Here is a 17,107-nt window from a genome sequence, read left to right on the forward strand (position 1 = left end):
GATTCTCCCTCAGTCCGGGGTTCGCTGATGCTATGGGCAGTTGCCGGGGTCGCGGGCCGCGGCCGAAGTGTTCGGGATGCGCCGCGTACGCCTGGGCGAGGGTGAGCGCTCGCTGCTGGGTGCGGGCGGGGTCGGCCCTGCCGTAGTGCACGCTGGCCGGGGTGCAGGCCGATCGCCGAATACCTGTGCTCGTGGTTGCAGTAGGGCGCCGTCAGGAGTGGGAGTGCTCGGATAGCTTCCGGGCTACGACCCCCACGGCCGTGCTTACGGCATGGCTGACGCTCTCACGGCGCGCATCAGGGGAGACGTATGAGAGTGCCTCAGCCAGCGAATCGAGCGCAGAGGCGAACTGGTTCTCCTGCTGGCGCAGATGCGCGTCGAGAGAGGGGACCGCAGCACCCGTGGTGTCGCGGCTGGCCTGCAGCGCGTACAGCACGGTGAGGGAGAAGGCCCAGCAGGCGTGAAGGAGGCCGGAGCCCAGGGACCGGTGCCGACAGGGGCGTTGGCGAGGTTGCTGGTCAGCCAGGCGAGGGAGCCGGAGGCGATGCCGGTGCCGAGCACACCAGTGAGGCCGAGCAGTTGTGGAGGAGCGCGTCCGAGCCGGTAGTGGTCGAGGGGCGGTGTGGGCATGGCGGGTCCAAGGAGGAAGGGCGGACAAGGCGAGGCGGGGCGCGGGGGGGGCTTCGGCTGGTCATTGAGACAGCAATCATTGGGGCAGGGTACGGCGGTTTCGGGATCAAACCGAAGCCATCTGGTGCGTGGAGACCTGGGTGGTGGGTCGCTAGTGGTGGGTGGTTCGGATGTCGCGTCGGCGGAGGGCGCCGTCCGCTGGATGGCGGCGTGCGGTGGCGCGGGCGGCTCGCTGCCAGCCCACTTCCGGGCGCTGGTGGGGGCGCGGGCGACGGCCTCCTTGCACTCCGACCTCCAGAATGCGGGCCAGGGAGCGCGGGGCACCGAAGGGTGGAGTGGGCGGCAGCACACCGCCCGCTAGGGCGGCGGCCTGATCGCGCGCCCCACCCTGCTGCGGCGCCTCCACGAGCTGGGCCACGGGGATCGGGGCGTCGAGGACCATGTGGGCGGCAGCCCGCTCGACCAGCGTCATGTCCGGTGCCGCGTTCACTGCCCCCTACTGACAGGTCCCTGCGACGTAGGCGTCGAAGAGACCTCCTCGGAGAAGAGGCTTGCTCCCTCTCGCAGTCCATGGATGAATCCCGCGACCGCTGCTCGCTCGCGAGCAGGCATCGCCTCGACCGAAGACAGGATCCATGCGACGTCGGGCGACATGGCCTCAGTGTCGGTCCTCGCCGTCGGCTCGGGCGGAACGGGTCGAGCCACCGGTTCCGGGCATGTGAACGTGGCCATCAACTCGAAAGGCTTGTTCGACTCGTCATCGTCTGGAACCTTTGCCCGCAGTTCGATGATGACCACTGCGAGGCGCACGTCGCCAGGGTCGCGGAGGCCGATCTCGTGTTTGGAGCCGACCTTCCAAGAGTCGCCCAGCAGGCGCATCAGGATCGTGCAGATCGCCTCGGCGAGAGCGAAGAGCTCCAGTGAGGGCTCGTAGAAGTCCGCGTTAGGGGTCCAGGCGCTACTGGCGTCGCGACGGGCTTGGTGATAGTCGATCTCTGCCTGAGGACTCGCCTCGATTTCGCGCCACCATTGGGGGACTGGCAGGTCTTCGGCCCAGATGTCGATCCCGATCATCCCTTGCATCGCCCACCAGAGCTGAAGCAGAGCATCCTCGTCGAGCTCCAGGGCGGCGGCGTAGCCACGGACCATCGCCTCGGTTTTGGGCGGACGGCTGCCGCTTTCGGCCATCGAGACAGCGGCTACAGAGAGCTTGGGATCGAAGAAGTTGGCGACATCGGCTTGGGTCTTCGACCAGCGTTTGCGCGCTGCCTGCAACACGCGACCGAAGGCCACCGCTGAACTGGATCCTGCTTTCACTTCACCGACTCCTCGTGGACCGTGTAGTCTGAGTTTCACAACACCGGGAACTCGTGAAATCTACCATGGTGTGTCTTCTCGATCTGCGAGTCCGACGCAGTCACACCCCCAGAGAGAGGAAGTTGCGCGTGAATTGTCAGGTCACCATCGCCCCCGTCGGAGGCGCTCGAGCCGTCGCCGACAATGCCGAGCAGATGGCCCTTGAATTCCATCGGACGGTGGCCGCGGTCGAGAGGATCGTCTATGACCTCAAGGGCTTCTACGAGGTCGTCTCTCCACTCGTCAAGCGACTCAGGTAAAAGCTGGCCAGCCCTCCTGCCGCAGCCCAGGAGCTGGTCGCGATGGAGGAGTGACGTTCCCCCGCTGAGCTGGACAGTCCGATCCTGGGCAGTTGGGTCCCGGAGGAAGCGGTTTCTCCGGCTCGTGCTACCCGCGCGAGAGGCAGGCTGAGTGGCGGTAGGGCAGTTGCTCGACGGCCACTTCAGGGACATAAGTGCCTCCCAAAAATAATTGCGTACGCATACACTCGGGGAGCGATCTTGCGGCCCGCGGGAACCTCACCTCCCATTAGCCCTGTTACGGCTGGTCAAGGGATCTCGTGAACGACCCACCCATGGTTTTCCTGACAAGGCCGCCTTCGGGCGGCCTTTTTCAGCCCCCTGCTGACAACGATGTCGCGTACGTGTGGTGTGCGGTATCAGGCAATTCGCTGACAGCCGCCGCTCGGGTGTGGGGACAATGGCTCCATGAGCGGGGACGAACCCACAGCGTCAGAGAACCTGATCATGAACGTCCAACTAGGCGGCCACCCCGTCGAATTGGCCGCCGAGGCGGACCGCAGAGACGCCGCGCAGCGGTACGGGCACTACATCGTCCGCGGCCCGCTCTTCGCCCTGGCGGCGTGCGCACCGGGCGACGTCGGATGGCGGTTGCTGACCCCCATGACGGACGGCTTCCCCCAGGCGTCGCGCGACGCCCTCAACTCCCGCCTCTGGTTCCGGGCCAAGGAGGACACCGACGACCCGGCGCTGCGCCGGGAGCTGCTGTCGGCGGTCGACCGCCTGGAGTCGGAACCCCTCGACGAGCTGACCGTGGCCGGGACCCGCTACCGGGTCGTCCGCGGCGACGAGTTCTTCTACACCCACGACGGCAAGGTCGAGCCGCCGCGCCCCACCGACCCCGATCCCGCGGTCCTGGACTGGGACGACCGCGCCGCGGACCCCGAGCTGGACGGCGACGTCGTCATCGACCACGCCGCCGCGACCGGGGTGATGGCGAGCGCCGAACGCCTCGCGCTGCGCGACCTGCACTACCGCAGCCTCCGCTACCCCGCCGACGTACGGGCCGACTCGCGGTCCGCGCTGCGGACGCATCCGGGAGTCGTCCTGCTCCCGGCGGCGTTCCGGGTGGTCGAGCGGACGGACGTCGGCTGGGAACCGGCCATCAACATCCTGGCCACCCCGCACGCCGCCCGCCGGGCCCTGGCCGACGCGCTGACCACCATGTGGCCCCGGATGTACGAGCTGGACGCGGCCGAGGAGGCCGACTACGCCCGCGCCGCCGAGGAGTTCCGCGCCGCCGGCCGGGCGAACGAACTCGAGGTCGGCGGCCGGCAGTTCTCCGTGGCCCGCGTCGCGCGGCTGATCCGGGTCGGCGCCGACGGCCCCGAGCCGCCCCGCCCCTCCGACGTCGACCCGTACGGCCCGTCGAAGATCCACCCCACGATGGACGAGCACGGGAACATCACCTACGACGAGTGACCACCGGCCCGGTGCGGCGACGTGCCCACCGGGCCGCCGGGGATTCGTGTGACGGATGCGACGACCGCATTCCGTCTGTCTTGATCATGCTTCTCGCGTGTCACGGGGGCGTCCCGGTGGGATTCCCCGCGCAACCGCCGCCCCTGCCGGGTGCCTCCATCAGCGCAGAAGGTCCGCGACGGGCGGGCCGGCACCCGACTTACGGAGTAGCAATGCGCAGCAGCAAGAGGCTCTCGGTTCTCGCCCTCGTCGTCGTGGCCGCCGGAATGTCGCTCACGGCCTGTGGCCCCGACGACTCCAGCGCCTCCGGCACGACGGCGTCGCCCAGTGCCCCCGGCGCCACGTCGTCGCCCAGTGCCGCGCCCGGCCAGGACAGCTCCTCAGGTGGTTCCGGTGACGGCTCCAGCAGCGGTTCCGACAGCGGCTCCAGCGGCGGTTCCGGCGGTACGACCGGAGGCTCCGGCTCGTCGAACGGCGGCTCCTCGAACGCCGGGTCGGCGGCCGGCGCCATGTGCACGACCTCGAACCTGGCCATCTCGGCCGAGCACGGCATCTCGGGCGAGGGCATGGAGCTGATCCACTTCAAGAACACCGGCTCCGGCTCCTGCACGATGCACGGCTTCGCGGGCATCGACCTGAAGAGCGGCACGGACACCGTGAACGTCGCCCGCCGCCCCGGCAGCGAGGTGCCCACCGTCACGCTGGCTCCCGGCGAGCGCACCGAAGCCGTCCTGTACTACCCGTTCAACAACAGCGGCGGCAGCGGCTACACCTTCACCACGATGACCGTCACGCCGCCCAACGAGACCCACTCCACGAGCGTCGGCGCGACCATCAACATCCCGCTCGACAACCCCGACGAGAACGTCCAGACCACTCAGATCCACATGAACGCGGTCGGCGCGGGCAAGTGACCGCATGCTGTCTCCGGTTCAGCCCAGCGACGCGCTCGCCGCGCGCAGCTCATCGAGGGCCGTGACGAGATGCCCGCCCAGGTCGTCCCCGGCGTCGCGGTCGCCCTCGGACCAGACCGCGTAACCCCGCTTGAAGGCGAGGAGGCCGAGTTCGCCCGCGAGGGCGGCGGTCGGACCGGGAATCCCGCGCGCCGCCAGGGCGCTGGTCATCGCGTTGGCGAGGCTGACGCTCTTGAGCGCATCCCGTTCCTGGAGCTCGGCGCTGGCGGCCACGGCCGCCTTGAGGCGGGGGGCGAAGTCGCGGTTCATGGGGCCCATCGCGGTCGAGGCGCGCGCGAGACCGGCGGCGACCGCCTCCAGCGGGCTGGCGTCCGCGGGCGCCTCGGCGATTCCCTCGGCCAGCAGCCGGCTCAGCGTCTCCTGCCCCGCGACCAGCAGCTCGCGCTTGTCGGGGAAGTGCCGGAAGAAGGTGCTCTTGGTGACCCCGGCACGCTCGGCGATCTGCGTGACGGTCGTGGCGTCGTACCCCTGCTCGGTGAACAGGTCGACGGCGGCCACGACGAGGCGTTCGCGCGCCCCTGGTTCCCACCGGCTCATGAGGTCATCCTATCTGACGGGACTCTTGTCCCATCAGTCTGTTACGGTGATGGGACAAGAGTCCCGTCACTTGTGGGAGTGTTTCCATGCGCGTCTTCGTCACCGGCGGCACCGGTCTGATCGGCTCCGCCGTCGTCGCCGAACTGCTCGGCAACGGCCACACCGTCCTCGCACTCACCCGTTCCGACGCGTCCGCGCGAGCCGCGGAGGCGGCCGGGGCCGAGGCGATCAGGGGAGACCTCGCCGACCTGGACGCCCTGCGCACCGGCGCCGGGCGCGCCGACGGGGTGGTCCACCTGGCGTTCGCCAACGACTTCAGCAGCGCCGAAGCGGTCGCGAACGCGGTCGCCGAGGAGACCGCCGCCCTCGCGGCCCTCGGCGAGGCGCTGGTCGGCAGCGACCGCCCCTTCGTCACCGCCTCCGGCACGCCCTACGTGCCGGGCCGCGCCTCCGTCGAGAGCGACCCGGTCCCGACCGAGGGACCCGTCGGCGGTCGCGGTCGCGCGGTCACGGCGGTCCTGGACCTGGCCTCGCGCGGGGTCAGGAGTTCGGCCGTGCGCCTGCCGCGTACGGTCCACAACGAGGGCGCGGGCGGCTTCGCCGGTCTGCTGACCCACATCGCGCGCCAGAGCGGCGTCTCCGGCTACCCGGGCGACGGCACCCAGCGCTGGCCCGCCGTGCACGCGCTCGACGCGGCGGTGCTCTTCCGGCTCGCGCTGGAAGGCGCGGAGGCCGGGACCGCCTGGCACGCCGTGGCCGACGAGGGCGACCAGGTCCGGGACATCGCCGCGGTCATCGGCCGCCGGCTGAACCTGCCGGTCGAGTCCGTGCCCGCCGAGACGTACGGCACTCTCGGCCCGATCTTCGCGGCCGACCAGCCCTCGTCCAGCGCCCACACCCGCAAGGTGCTCGGCTGGGAGCCGAAGCACCCCGGTCTCCTGGAGGACCTGGAGAACATCCAGCCCTGAGCGGGCGGCGCCCCGGTCGGCTTCCCGGTCCGAGGTACGCCAAGGCACTCAGCGACCTCGGCAGCCTCAGGGTTTCCGGGCTCAGGGTTTGCGGGTCTCGTCCCGGTTGGTGCCCGTCCCTACGCCTCGGCCGCTCCGAGCAGTCCCCGGACCTCCTCCGCGGTGGTCTCCTGGAGCTCGTCCGTGACGAGGAGCCAGCGCGTCACGCCGATCGACTCCAGGAACGGCAGATCGTGGCTGGCGATGAGCAGGGCGCCCTCGAAGGAGTCCAGGGCGCCGGTGAGTTGACGCAGGCTGGCCAGGTCGAGGTTGTTGGTGGGCTCGTCCAGCATGAGGAGTTGGGGCGCGGGAGCGGCGAGCATCGTCGCGGCGAGCGCGGCGCGGAAGCGTTCGCCGCCGGAGAGGGTGCCCGCGCGCTGCTCGGCCCGCGCGCCCTTGAAGAGGAACCGCGCGAGCTGGGAACGGATGTGGTTGTCGGTGACGCCGGGCGCCCGCCGGGCCACATTCGCCGCGACGCTCAACTCCTCGTCCAGCACGTCGAGTCGCTGCGGCAGGAACCGCAGCGGTACGTGACCGACCGCCTCGCCGGACAGCGGCGCCAGCTCACCGGCGAGGGTGCGCAGCAGCGTGGTCTTCCCCGCCCCGTTGCGTCCGACCAGCGCGACGCGCTCGGGGCCGCGTAGCTCGAAGGTGCCGTCGAGCAGCCGGCCGTACCGGGGGCGCAGCGCGCGCAGGCTCAGGACCGTACGGCCGGCGGGCACGGCGGTGTGGGGGAGGTCGACCCGGATCTCGGCGTCGTCACGGACCGCGTCCGCGGCCTCCTCGCGCCGCTCGCGCGCCTCGTCGAGCCGGTCCTCGTGCACGCCGCGGAGCCTGCCCGCCGACTCCTGCGCCGACCGCTTCTTCTCGCCCGCGACGATCCGCGGCGCCCGCCGCTGCGCGTCCAGCTTCTTGTCCTGCTTCTGGCGCCGGGCCACCTTGATCTGCGCCTCCTCCAACTCCCGCTTCTGCCGCCGCACATCGGCCTCCGCGGCCCGCAACGTCCGTCCGGCCGCCTCCTGTTGCGCGGCCAGCGCCTCCTGGTACGCCGACCAGCCGCCGCCGTACCAGTTCACGGAACCCGTCCGCAGTTCGGCGATCCGGTCCACGCGCTCCAGCAGTTCACGGTCGTGGCTGACCACGACCAGCACGCCGGAGCGCCAGGAGTCGACGGCCTCGTAGAGCCGCCGCCTGGCCACCAGGTCCAGATTGTTGGTGGGTTCGTCGAGCAGCAGCACATCGGGGCGCTCCAGCAGGAGCGCGGCCAGCCGCAGCAGTACGGTCTCGCCGCCGGACATCTCGCCGACGGCCCGGTCGAGGCCGATGCCGCCGAGACCGAGCGTGCCGAGCGTCGCCAGCGCCCGCTCCTCGACATCCCAGTCGTCGCCGACCGTCTCGAAGTGCGCCTCGTCCACGTCACCGGCCTCGATGGCGCGCAGGGCGGCCCGCCGCTCGGCGATGCCGAGCGCCTGGTCGACGCGGCGGCCGGTGTCGAGTGTGATGTTCTGCGGCAGGCAGGCGAGGGTGCCGCCGACGCTCACCGAGCCCCGCGCGGGCCGCAGTTCGCCGGAGAGCAGCCGCAGCAGCGTGGACTTGCCGGTGCCGTTGGCGCCGACGAGCCCGGTCCGGCCGCGGCCGATGGTCAGGGACAGGCCGTCGAACACGGGCGTGCCGTCCGGCCACTGGAAGGACAGCCCCGAGCAGGTCAGGGACGCGCCGGGCGGGGTGGCGGTGGGATGGGCCATGGTGGGTCTCGCAGTCGAAAGCGCTGTGGATGGGGGGCTTCGTATGCGAGCACCACGCGGCGACCTGGCCGGACAGCGGGAGGGTGCGGGCCTCCGTGAGGTGACGGACGGCCCGGGGCACCGAGGTCGCATCTGCGCGGACGTCACGGCGCGGCGGGAACGCCGACTGCCACGTGACGCGTATACGGCGAAGCGAAGGCCGTACCGCGCGATGATCGCGGACCTCAGATGCGCAACGTCCACCTCTATCGGAGACAACAGGACCTGATCACGGTACCGCAGAGGTCCGGCACGACGAACCCGATTTACGGCCCCCGGCCCCCGGCCCCCCCGCGTCTCCCGGCCCCCGCGCCTCCCGGCCCCCGGCGGGCTCGGCCTCCCGGCGACGCTCGCCCCCCCTCGGCCCCCGGCTTCCTCGGGCGCCCTCTACGGCGCCTCGCCGCGCGCCCCCGTCATTTGGTGAGGGACAGCCTCATCTGCTCCTCCTCCACGATCCGCCGCGCGAGCGACTGCTCCGAGATGTCGACCGCGTCGGGAGTCGACTCCGCGAGGTCGCTGCGGCGCGCGTAGGCGTCGAAGAGCACCTGCTTGGTGCCGAGGATGTCGAGCATGCGCTGGTCGACGCTGTCGGCGATCAGCAGCCGGTGCACGCGCACGTGGCGGATCTGGCCCATGCGGTGGGCGCGCCCGATGGCCTGGGCCTCCAGGGTCGGCTTGACCTGCGGCTCGCAGAGGATCACCACCGAGGCGGCCTGCATGTTCAGCCCGGTGCCGCCCGCCTGGATCTGGCTGAGCAGCACCGCGTGGCCGGGCACCGCCGCGAAGGCGTCGACCATTTCCTGGCGCTCGGTGGCGGCGACCGCGCCGGTCAGCGGGCCGAAGGCGGCCGGGCCGAGCGCGTCGTGCACGGTGGTCAGCACATCGCGGAAGAAGGAGAAGACGACGACCTTCAGCTCGTTCTCCTCGGCCTCCTTCACCAGTTCGCGCAGCCGCTGGAGCTTCGCCGAACGATGGGGCGCCGCGTAGGCGGCGCGCCGCATCGCCATGAAGTTCCCCTCCGCGACCGCCGTCCGGTAGGCGGCCAGATCCGTACGGCTGAACTCCTCCCACTCGTCGGACTGCGCCAGCTCCGGCAGTTCGGTGAGCACGTCCTGCTGATTGCGGCGCAGATAGGCCGGGGCGACGGCCCTGCGGAACGCCTGCGAGCCCGCGACCGCGTCGCTGTGCCGGATGTGGGGGAGCAGATCGGGCTGGAGGTGGTGCACCAGACTGCGGAATTCCTCGACGCGGTTCTCCATCGGGGTGCCGGTCAGGAACAGCACGCGGTCGGTCCTGGCCGTCCACAGCGCGACGGTCCGCGACCTGCGGGTGTCCGGGTTCTTCACGTAGTGCGCCTCGTCCACGACGAGCATCCCCAGCGGCACCCCCTCGGGCACGTCCAGCGAACTCAGCGCGTCGTACGTGGTGACGGCCACGCCGCCGTCCCGCACCCAGTCCGCCAACGCCGCTTTCCGGTACGGGCCGTGCAGCCGGTACGCGTCCAGGGCGCTGCGCGACTCGATCTCCCGCGACCAGTTGACCAGCACGCTCGCCGGGCAGACGACGAGGAAGTGCGTACGGCCCTCCGCCCGCAGGTGGGCCAGGGCCGCGATGGCCTGGATGGTCTTGCCCAGGCCCATCTCGTCGCCGATGATCACCCGCCGCTGGGCCAGAGCGAAGCGCGCGCCGAACGCCTGGTAGCCGCGCAGCGACACCCGGCGGTGCGTGTCGTCAAGACGCTGTCCGCGCACCCGCTCGGAGACCGACGACGGCAGGAAGCCTTCCGCCGCGTCGATGTCCGGGGCGAGTTCGGCGATCTCCGCGAGCAGGACGGTGTACTCCGACGGCCTGACCTCGAAGTCCAGCCACGCCTCGGCGGCGGGCGCCGCCGGGCGCAGCAGGTCGGTGCTCGCCTGGGTCAGCAGCAGCCCGGTGCCGTCGGCGGCGTGCTCCGCCAGCAGCTCCTCGATCCGCCGCACGGCGTCCTGCGCGCGCAGCCGCCCGAGCCTGCCCGCCAGCAGCATCCGCAGCCGGGCGCCCGCCGGGCGGGCGGCGGCCAGCAGCGGTGTCAGCTCGGCGTCCACGCGCGCGGCGGTCTCCACGGCCCGCGGAATCTCGGGACCCGCGTTGACCAGCCGGTTGAGCGCCATCACCAGGGCGGTGGTGTCCGGGTCGTCCCGGTCGGCCGGATCGATACGGACGGCGACGTGCTCCTCGGCCGCCGACGCGATCTGGCGCGCCGCCGCTATGGCCTGGTCCGCGCTCTGCGCGCCCACGCCGGGGACCTGCCGCAGCTCGTACGACCGGGCGCCGTAGACCTTGCCGACCGTGTCGTACCCGGCCTGTTCCATGGCGCCGAGGCGCAGCCTGCCCTCGGTGACGTCCTTGAGCCGGGCGACCGGGATGCCGTCCAGCTCGCGGCGGACCCGTGCCTCCCGCAGCGGGACCAGCGCGGCCCGCACGTCCGCGCGCACCCGTGTGTGGTCCGCGGTGACCGTACGAGCCGAGGCGACGAGCTTTGCGGCCTGGCCGGACACCTTCCGCGCCTGCTTGCCGACCGGCGCCTGCCGCGCACCCGCCTCTTCCTGTCCGACACCCCCGTCCGCGTCCATGGCTCCCCGTCTCCCGCCGATTCCGATGCCGATGCCGATCCCGATGCGGCCGATGCGCGTGTCACCACGGATGCCGGGCCCGTCCGCTGCGGCACATGATTCCACCCCCCACCGACACCGCGACGGCCCCCGGCCAAATCTCCGGTGGCCGGGCTGCCCGGACTCCCGGACCGCCCGAGCCGCCCGCGCGGTCCGGGAGCCGAAAACGGGTGGGCCCAGGCCCCCGCGCCCCGGCAGACTCACCACCCATGAGCGCCCACATCACCCGCGTCAATCCTCCCGCCCTCCACCAGACCCCCGGCTACCACCACATCACCGTCGTCGAGGCCGGGCGGACCGCCTACCTCGCCGGTCAGTGCCCGCTCGACGCCGAGGGCCGGATCGTCGGCCGCGGCGACTACGCCGCCCAGGCCCGCCAGGTGGCCGCCAACGCCCTGACGGCGCTCGAAGCCGTCGGCGCCGGGCCGGGCGACGTCGTGCGCTCGGTCATCTACGTGGTGAGCGACGACCGCAAGACGCTGTCCACGGTGTGGGACGCGCTGAACGCCTCGCCGCTGGGCGGCGCCTTCGACACCGCGAGCACCCTGCTCGGGGTGGCACAGCTCGGCTTCACCGCGCAGTTGGTCGAGCTGGACCTGACGGCCGCGCTGGCTGGCTGACGGGCCTGTGTGCCGGAAGGGCGGGCGTGCCTAGGGTGAGGTCATGACGCAATCACCGTTCATCGAGATCGACGGCCGGGCCGCGACGGTGGAGGCCATCGCGCCCGCGCTCGGCGGCTACGGCCACTTCACGGCGATGCAGGTACGCGGCGGAAAGGTGCGCGGCCTGGCGTTCCACGTCGAACGCCTCGACGGCGCCACGCGGGAGCTGTTCGGCGCGGGCCTGGACGGCGGGCGCGTACGGGCGCACGTGCGGCACGCGCTGGCCGGGTCGGGGCGCGCGGACGCCTCCGTGCGGGTCAACGTCTTCCAGCCGGTGGAGGGCGCCGACGAGCCGGTCGCCGTCATGGTCGCCGTCCGCCCGCCCGCCGGTGTCGAACCCGGCCTCAAGCGCCTCAAGTCGGTGCCCTACCAGCGCCCGGCCGCCCACCTCAAGCACGTCGGCGGCTTCGGGCAGGCGTACTTCGGCCGCCAGGTGGCCGCCGAGGGGTACGACGAGGCGCTGTTGGCCGGTCCCGGCGGCGAGATCGCCGAGGGCGCCATCACCAACGTCGGCTTCATCGACGGCGACACCGTCGTCTGGCCGGACGCCGCCCCGCATCTGCGCGGCATCACCCTCCAGATCCTGGAGCGTGAACTCGTACGGGCCGGTGTCCCGCAGGACCGCCGCCCGCTGCGGCTCACCGACGTGGGGTCGTACGACGGCGCATTCCTGGCCAACTCGCGCGGCACGGCGGTCATTTCGGAGATCGACGGCGTTCCGCTGCCCACGCGGTCCGAACTCCTGACGCGGGTGGGGGAGTTGTACGAATCCGCGCCGTGGGACGCCATCTGACGGCGCCGGTCGGGCGGTCCGCGACGTGACGGCGGGGGCGCGGTCCGACGGCCCCCATTACGTCTCCGGCCGCCCGCCGACCACGGTCACCGCCTCCGCTCCGGTGCGGCAGCCCGCCGCGAGCGACGCGGCGAGGTCCGCGCCCGCGAGACGGGCGGCCAACAGGCCGCCGGTGAAGGCGTCTCCGGCGCCCGTGGTGTCCACCGCGACGGCCGGGACGCAGGGCACCCGTACCGTCACCTCGCCGTCCACGGCGGCCAGCGCGCCGCCCGCGCCGAGGGTGACCACGACCGTGCCGCCGCCGCGCGCCGCGCTCAACTCGGCCGCCGCGCGGGCCGGTTCGGGCGCACCGGACAGCAGCGCCGCCTCCGCGTCGTTGGGCAGCAGCAGATCCGTACCTGCCACGTCGGCCAGGAAACGGGCCACGCCGGCCTCGCGCAGGAAACCGGCGGAGGCCGGATCGACGCTCACCGGCAGCGCCCGGGCACGCGCCGCCTCGGTGACCACGGCCGCCAACTCGCGTCCCCACTCGGAGAAGTAGAGATAGCCGGAGAGGTGGACGTGCCCCATGCCGTCCAGCAGCGCCTCGTCCCAGTCGGCGGGGCCGAGCCGGAAGGCGGCGCCGCTGTCGGTGACCAGGGTCCGTTCGGCCGCCGCGTCGACCAGGGCGATCACCACGGCCGTCGGCGCCTCGTCGTCGACCCGCAGCACCGGCTCCACGCCCGCGGCCTCCAGCGCGGCGCGGTGCCAGTCGGCGGAGTCGGCGCCCGCGCGGGCCAGCAGCCGCACCCGCGCGCCCCGACCGGCCGCCCAGCATGCCACGTTGGCCCCCGCGCCGCCCGGCCGCACCGCGATCCGGGCTGCGGTGTCGGTGTCCGCGGCGAGGGGCCGCGCGTGTCGCGCCACCACGTCGGTGACGACGTCGCCGACGACGAGGAGTCCGGGAGGCACCGGCTCCACGGCGGCGGGTCCGGCGCTGTCGGACGGTCTCGCGCCATCTGACCGTCCCGTGCCGTCCGACCGTCTTATGTCGTCCGCCGGTCCCGTCCCGTCGCCCGTCCCGTCGGCCGGTCCGGCGCTGTCGCCGGTCATGCGCGCTGCGACCAGCGCACCGCGATCCCGGCCGCGAGCCGGACATTGCCGCGTACGGCCGCGAGGTTGGACTCCAGGGACGCGCCGCCGGTGTGCTCGGTGAGGTAGCCCAGCAGGAACGGCGTGATCGCCTGTCCCGTGACACCCCCGGCCTCGGCGGCGGCGAGCGCGTCCGCCAGCACCCGGTCGTGCAGCTCCGGGTCGAGCTGAAGCTCCCGCGGCACCGGATTGGCGACGATCAGCGCCGAGTCGTGCCCGCCCAGCGCGTCCTGCGCGGCCATCACGTCCGCGACCTGCCGCGCGGACTCGACCGTCCAGTCCACGGGCTCACCGGAGTCGCTGAGGTAGAAACCGGGGAAGCGGTCGGTGCCGAAGCCGAGCACGCCGATGCCCAGGGTCTCCAGCCGCTGGAGCGTGGCGGGCACGTCCAGGATCGACTTCACGCCCGCGCACACCACCGTGATCCGCGTCCTGGCCAGCAGCCCCAGGTCGGCCGACTCGTCCTGCACGGTCACCCAGTCGCGGTGCACCCCACCGAGGCCGCCCGTACCGAACACCCGGATTCCGGCCCGCGCGGCCAGGAACGCCGTCCCCGACACGGTCGTCGCCCCGCTCGCACCCGCCGCCAGCGCGGGCGCCAGGTCCCGGAACCCCAGCTTGCGCAGCGACGCGTCCTCGGCGACCCGCTCCACCTGCTCCTTGGTGAGCCCCACCCGCGGCACCCCGTCAAGTACCGCCACGGTCGCGGGCACCGCGCCCTGCTCCCGGACGATCTCCTCCAGCTCGCGTGCCACCCCCAAATTGCGCGGCCGTGGCAGGCCGTGCGCGATGATCGTCGACTCCAGCGCCACCACGGGCGCGCCGCTCGCGACGGCGTCCCGCACCTCGTCGGAGAGAGTGACGGCCGGGATTGCGTTCGCTGCCGTGTTCGGTTCTGATCCAGATGTGCTCATGATCCCTACCTGGCGCGGCGGCGCCCCCGCCAAACCTCCCGGCGCCCTGTGCGCGCGGCGGCCATCGCATCGATTTGGTGTGAGCGCCGGCACCCCGTAGGGTGGTGTTCATCGACGCGGGGTGGAGCAGCTCGGTAGCTCGCTGGGCTCATAACCCAGAGGTCGCAGGTTCAAATCCTGTCCCCGCTACTGAAGAGGAAGGGTCCGGCACTCAGGTGCCGGGCCCTTTCGCTTGTCCCGGGCGCGCACCCGCGGTCGCCGGACCGGTCCTCAGTGCTTTCCCGCGTGCGGCGCCGCCGGGCGGTACGGCGGGGTCGTGCGGCTCGGCTGGTAGCGCGAGCCCTGCCGCATGCGGCGGACGACCAGGACGGCGTCGATCGCGGCCAGCAGCGCGATGGCGGCCAGTACCGCGGCCCAGACCGGCAGACCGGCGAGCGCGAAGCCCACGGCCGCCGCGGTGCCCCAGACCACACCGCACAGCGCGAGCCCCAGCCGCAGCCGCAGCGGGCTGCGCGCCTGGACGGGTTCGTATCCGCTTCTGCGCATCCGTGCCATCTCCCTCACCTCCAGCATCCACCTCGGACGGGCCGGGCGGGAGCCTCTGCCCAGGTGGGCTGGAAATTCGGGGGCGGTACGCGGCGGCGCCGCGTAGGGTGCGGGACCGTGAAGGTGATCATCAGACAGTACGGCCCGGCGGACGCCGAAGCCGTCGCCGCCGTGGGCCGCGAGACCGTCCCGTACATGGTGACGACCGCGCGGACCGTGCACGCGCAGGTCACCGACGCACCCGAGAAAACACGCTTCCTGATGCTCGTCGCGGAGACCGGCGACGGCCGGATCGTCGGCAGTGCGAGAGCCGGGCTCTTCGCGGACAACGACACCCCCGGAATGGCCTTCGTCAATCTGAACGTGCGCGCGGGGGAGCGCGGCCGGGGCATCGGCGGCGCCCTGCTGGCCGCCGCCGAGTCCCATGTCGGCGGCCTCGGGGCGAGCACCGTCTACGCGTGGGCGATCGACGAGCCCTCGGCGCACGCCTTCGCCGCCCGGCACGGCTACCGGCGCGGCCGGTCCGCGAGCTTCCTCCGCCTCGACCTCACCCCCGGCGCCCCGCTGCCAGGCGTGCCTCCGCTGCCGCCCGGCGTGCTGCTGCGCCCCGCGTCGGACTACGCCGCCGACCCGCGCCCGGTGTACGAGGCCGACGCCGAGACTATCGAGGACGAGCCGGGCGATGTCGCCACCGGCGTCCCCGGCTACGCGGACTGGCGCGCCACCTCCTGGGACCGGTCCGACTACGACCACGACCTGACGACGGTCGCCGTCGTGGACGGTGTGGTCGCCGCGGTCGTCAACGTCCAGACCGACGGCCACGACCGCTACTGGTCGGGGGGCACCGGCACCCGCCGGGCCTTCCGGGGCCGCGGACTGGCCAAGGCCGCCAAGGCCCACTCCCTGCACCGAGCCCGCGCCGCGGGCTACACCGAGGCGTTCACCAGCAACGACGACGGCAACGCCGCGATGCTGGCCGTCAACCGGTGGCTCGGCTATCGACCCTGTGGCAACGAATGGCGGTACTTCCGTGACCTCTCCGATCGACCATGACATCCCCTGGTCCGACGCGACCTGGCTCAACCCGCCCGCCGACGCCGTCGCCGACAGCACCGGTCTGCACGTCACCGCCAACGAGGGCAGCGACTTCTGGCGCACCACCAGCTACGGCTTCGTCCGCGACGACGGCCACGCGCTGCTCACCCCCTTCCCGTCCGGCACCGCCATCGAGGTCACCTTCGTCGCCGACTTCACCGAGCTGTACGACCAGGCCGGTGTCCTGGTGCGCGTCGACGCCGAGTCCTGGATCAAGGCGGGCGTCGAGATCTCCGACGGTTCGCCCCAGGTCGGCGCCGTCGTCACCCACGGCACCTCCGACTGGTCCCTCGCCCCGGTCCCGGACTGGGCGGGCCAGGAGGTGACCGTCCGGGTCAGCCGCTCGGGCGACGCCGTGACCGTCCGCGCCCGCCGCGCCGACGACCCCTGGCGCACCATCCGCCTGGCCTGGCTCGACCCCGCCGCCGACGCCCGCGCGGGCCTGTTCTGCTGCGCGCCCCAACGCCCCGGCCTGCGCGTCCACTTCACCCGCCTCTCCTCGGGGCCCGCCGACACCTCCCTGCACTGATCCCTGCCCCCATCCGCAAGCCGGGCGCCGACTCCGGCCGCCGCTAGGGCTGTTCGCGCAGGACCGTGTCGAGGACGCGGGACCACTGGCGGACGATTCCCGCGCGGCGGGCGGAGTCGTCGCTGAGGAGGTTGGCGAGGCCGAGGCCGCGGGCCATGTCGAGGGTGGCCTGGACGGTCTCCCTGACGCCGGGCAGGGATTCGTCGGCGCCGAGGAATTCGACCGCCAGGCGGTGGGCCTCGCGGCCGATCCGGGACTCCAGCGCGGCGACGCCGGGGCGGAGCTGTTCCTCGTCGGAGGCGGCCACCCACAGGTGGAGAGCGGCCCGGAACAGCGGGCCGGTGTGGACCGCGACCAGCATGTCGACGACGGCGTAGGTGCGGTCCTGGCCCGCGCGGGGGAGGGCCAGGGCGCGTTCTCTGACGGCGGCGACCCACTCCTCGGCCATGTGCGCGATGGCCGCGGTGAACAGCTCCTCGCGGGTGCGGAAGTGGTGCTGGGCCGCCCCTCTGGAGACACCGGCGCGGGCGCACACCACGGCGACGGTGCTGCCCGACCAGCCGTGCTCGGCGAGGCACGAGACGGCGGCCTCCAGTATCCGCCGACGGGTGGCGCGGCTGCGGTCCTGTTTGGGGGAGCGGTCGGTCACCAGGTCCATGACGGGTCCGGCCGTTCGGTGCTGGTGGCGGCGCCCTCCGTGGTCCGCGCGACCGCGCGGAAGGGCGCTGCGGCGCGGGTGCGAAGTGGTGCGGTGGTCACGGGCGCCTCCTCGGCGGG

Annotated in this window: 14 protein-coding genes, 1 tRNA gene and 2 pseudogenes; 8 read left to right on the plus strand and 9 right to left on the minus strand. The window is 72.7% G+C overall.

The genetic code is table 11. From position 1 onward, the window contains the following. Window positions 1–1,116 precede the first annotated feature (1,116 nt). Entirely contained in the window at window positions 1,117–1,947 is an 831-nt protein-coding gene (locus ACZ4EF_RS10800) for a helix-turn-helix domain-containing protein (protein WP_467503917.1), read from the minus strand. 746 nt (window positions 1,948–2,693) lie between these two features. Here ACZ4EF_RS10800 and ACZ4EF_RS10805 point away from each other — a divergent pair. Both ACZ4EF_RS10805 and ACZ4EF_RS10810 read left to right on the plus strand, forming a co-directional pair. Continuing rightward, window positions 2,694–3,707, plus strand: coding sequence for a DUF5954 family protein (locus tag ACZ4EF_RS10805; protein WP_391051357.1), 1,014 nt, complete (start codon window positions 2,694–2,696; stop codon window positions 3,705–3,707). 212 nt (window positions 3,708–3,919) lie between these two features. After that, a complete protein-coding gene (locus ACZ4EF_RS10810; RefSeq protein WP_467503919.1) occupies window positions 3,920–4,621 on the plus strand; it encodes a DUF4232 domain-containing protein in 702 nt (233 codons plus the stop codon). 18 nt (window positions 4,622–4,639) lie between these two features. Here ACZ4EF_RS10810 and ACZ4EF_RS10815 read toward each other — a convergent pair whose 3' ends face one another. After that, the gene (locus ACZ4EF_RS10815) at window positions 4,640–5,218 is read right to left on the minus strand and encodes a TetR/AcrR family transcriptional regulator (protein ID WP_391163728.1); all 579 of its coding nucleotides are present in this window, start codon (window positions 5,216–5,218) and stop codon (window positions 4,640–4,642) included. An 86-nt stretch (window positions 5,219–5,304) separates the two neighbouring features. Between ACZ4EF_RS10815 and ACZ4EF_RS10820 the strand changes: the two genes are divergently transcribed. Beyond that, window positions 5,305–6,186: an SDR family oxidoreductase gene (locus tag ACZ4EF_RS10820; protein WP_391051363.1), complete on the plus strand. Its 882-nt coding sequence runs from the start codon at window positions 5,305–5,307 to the stop codon at window positions 6,184–6,186. Between the two features lie 301 nt (window positions 6,187–6,487). Here the strand turns inward: ACZ4EF_RS10820 and ACZ4EF_RS10825 are convergent. The 3 genes and pseudogenes from ACZ4EF_RS10825 to ACZ4EF_RS10835 all read right to left on the minus strand — a co-directional run. Beyond that, a pseudogene (locus ACZ4EF_RS10825) lies at window positions 6,488–7,376 on the minus strand (ATP-binding cassette domain-containing protein); the annotation flags it as partial. Continuing rightward, window positions 7,353–8,102, minus strand: a pseudogene (locus ACZ4EF_RS10830) (ATP-binding cassette domain-containing protein); the annotation flags it as partial. The pseudogenes ACZ4EF_RS10830 and ACZ4EF_RS10825, both read right to left, overlap by 24 nt. A 320-nt stretch (window positions 8,103–8,422) precedes the next feature. After that, entirely contained in the window at window positions 8,423–10,621 is a 2,199-nt protein-coding gene (locus tag ACZ4EF_RS10835) for a DEAD/DEAH box helicase (RefSeq protein WP_467503922.1), read from the minus strand. A 248-nt stretch (window positions 10,622–10,869) separates the two neighbouring features. Here ACZ4EF_RS10835 and ACZ4EF_RS10840 point away from each other — a divergent pair, with 248 nt between their 5' ends. Together ACZ4EF_RS10840 and ACZ4EF_RS10845 are read left to right on the plus strand one after the other, a co-directional pair. Continuing rightward, on the plus strand, window positions 10,870–11,280 hold the full coding sequence (locus tag ACZ4EF_RS10840; RefSeq protein ID WP_401311397.1) for a RidA family protein: 411 nt from the start codon (window positions 10,870–10,872) through the stop codon (window positions 11,278–11,280). A 43-nt stretch (window positions 11,281–11,323) separates the two neighbouring features. After that, window positions 11,324–12,115 carry an aminotransferase class IV gene (locus ACZ4EF_RS10845; RefSeq protein WP_467503924.1) on the plus strand — a complete coding sequence of 264 codons (792 nt, stop codon included), beginning with the start codon at window positions 11,324–11,326 and terminating at the stop codon, window positions 12,113–12,115. Between the two features lie 57 nt (window positions 12,116–12,172). Here ACZ4EF_RS10845 and ACZ4EF_RS10850 read toward each other — a convergent pair whose 3' ends face one another. Both ACZ4EF_RS10850 and ACZ4EF_RS10855 read right to left on the minus strand, forming a co-directional pair. After that, window positions 12,173–13,066, minus strand: a complete 894-nt coding sequence (locus ACZ4EF_RS10850) for a carbohydrate kinase family protein (protein WP_467503977.1) — start codon at window positions 13,064–13,066, stop codon at window positions 12,173–12,175. 137 nt (window positions 13,067–13,203) lie between these two features. Then, complete coding sequence (locus ACZ4EF_RS10855; protein WP_467503926.1) at window positions 13,204–14,160, minus strand: pseudouridine-5'-phosphate glycosidase; 957 nt, start codon at window positions 14,158–14,160, stop codon at window positions 13,204–13,206. Between the two features lie 115 nt (window positions 14,161–14,275). Here ACZ4EF_RS10855 and ACZ4EF_RS10860 point away from each other — a divergent pair. Next, window positions 14,276–14,349: transfer RNA gene (locus ACZ4EF_RS10860), tRNA-Met, on the plus strand. 81 nt (window positions 14,350–14,430) lie between these two features. Here ACZ4EF_RS10860 and ACZ4EF_RS10865 read toward each other — a convergent pair. Then, window positions 14,431–14,706, minus strand: a complete 276-nt coding sequence (locus ACZ4EF_RS10865) for a DUF6343 family protein (protein WP_467503928.1) — start codon at window positions 14,704–14,706, stop codon at window positions 14,431–14,433. 117 nt (window positions 14,707–14,823) lie between these two features. Here ACZ4EF_RS10865 and ACZ4EF_RS10870 point away from each other — a divergent pair, with 117 nt between their 5' ends. Together ACZ4EF_RS10870 and ACZ4EF_RS10875 are read left to right on the plus strand one after the other, a co-directional pair. After that, window positions 14,824–15,759, plus strand: a complete 936-nt coding sequence (locus ACZ4EF_RS10870) for a GNAT family N-acetyltransferase (protein WP_467503930.1) — start codon at window positions 14,824–14,826, stop codon at window positions 15,757–15,759. Then, window positions 15,737–16,330: a DUF1349 domain-containing protein gene (locus tag ACZ4EF_RS10875; protein ID WP_467503931.1), complete on the plus strand. Its 594-nt coding sequence runs from the start codon at window positions 15,737–15,739 to the stop codon at window positions 16,328–16,330. The genes ACZ4EF_RS10870 and ACZ4EF_RS10875 overlap by 23 nt, the downstream gene beginning before the upstream one ends. 43 nt (window positions 16,331–16,373) lie before the next feature. Here ACZ4EF_RS10875 and ACZ4EF_RS10880 read toward each other — a convergent pair whose 3' ends face one another. Then, window positions 16,374–16,988, minus strand: coding sequence for a TetR/AcrR family transcriptional regulator (locus tag ACZ4EF_RS10880; RefSeq protein ID WP_391051380.1), 615 nt, complete (start codon window positions 16,986–16,988; stop codon window positions 16,374–16,376). Window positions 16,989–17,107: the final 119 nt, after the last annotated feature.

The sequence above is a fragment of the Streptomyces sp. NPDC025721 genome (assembly GCF_055558595.1).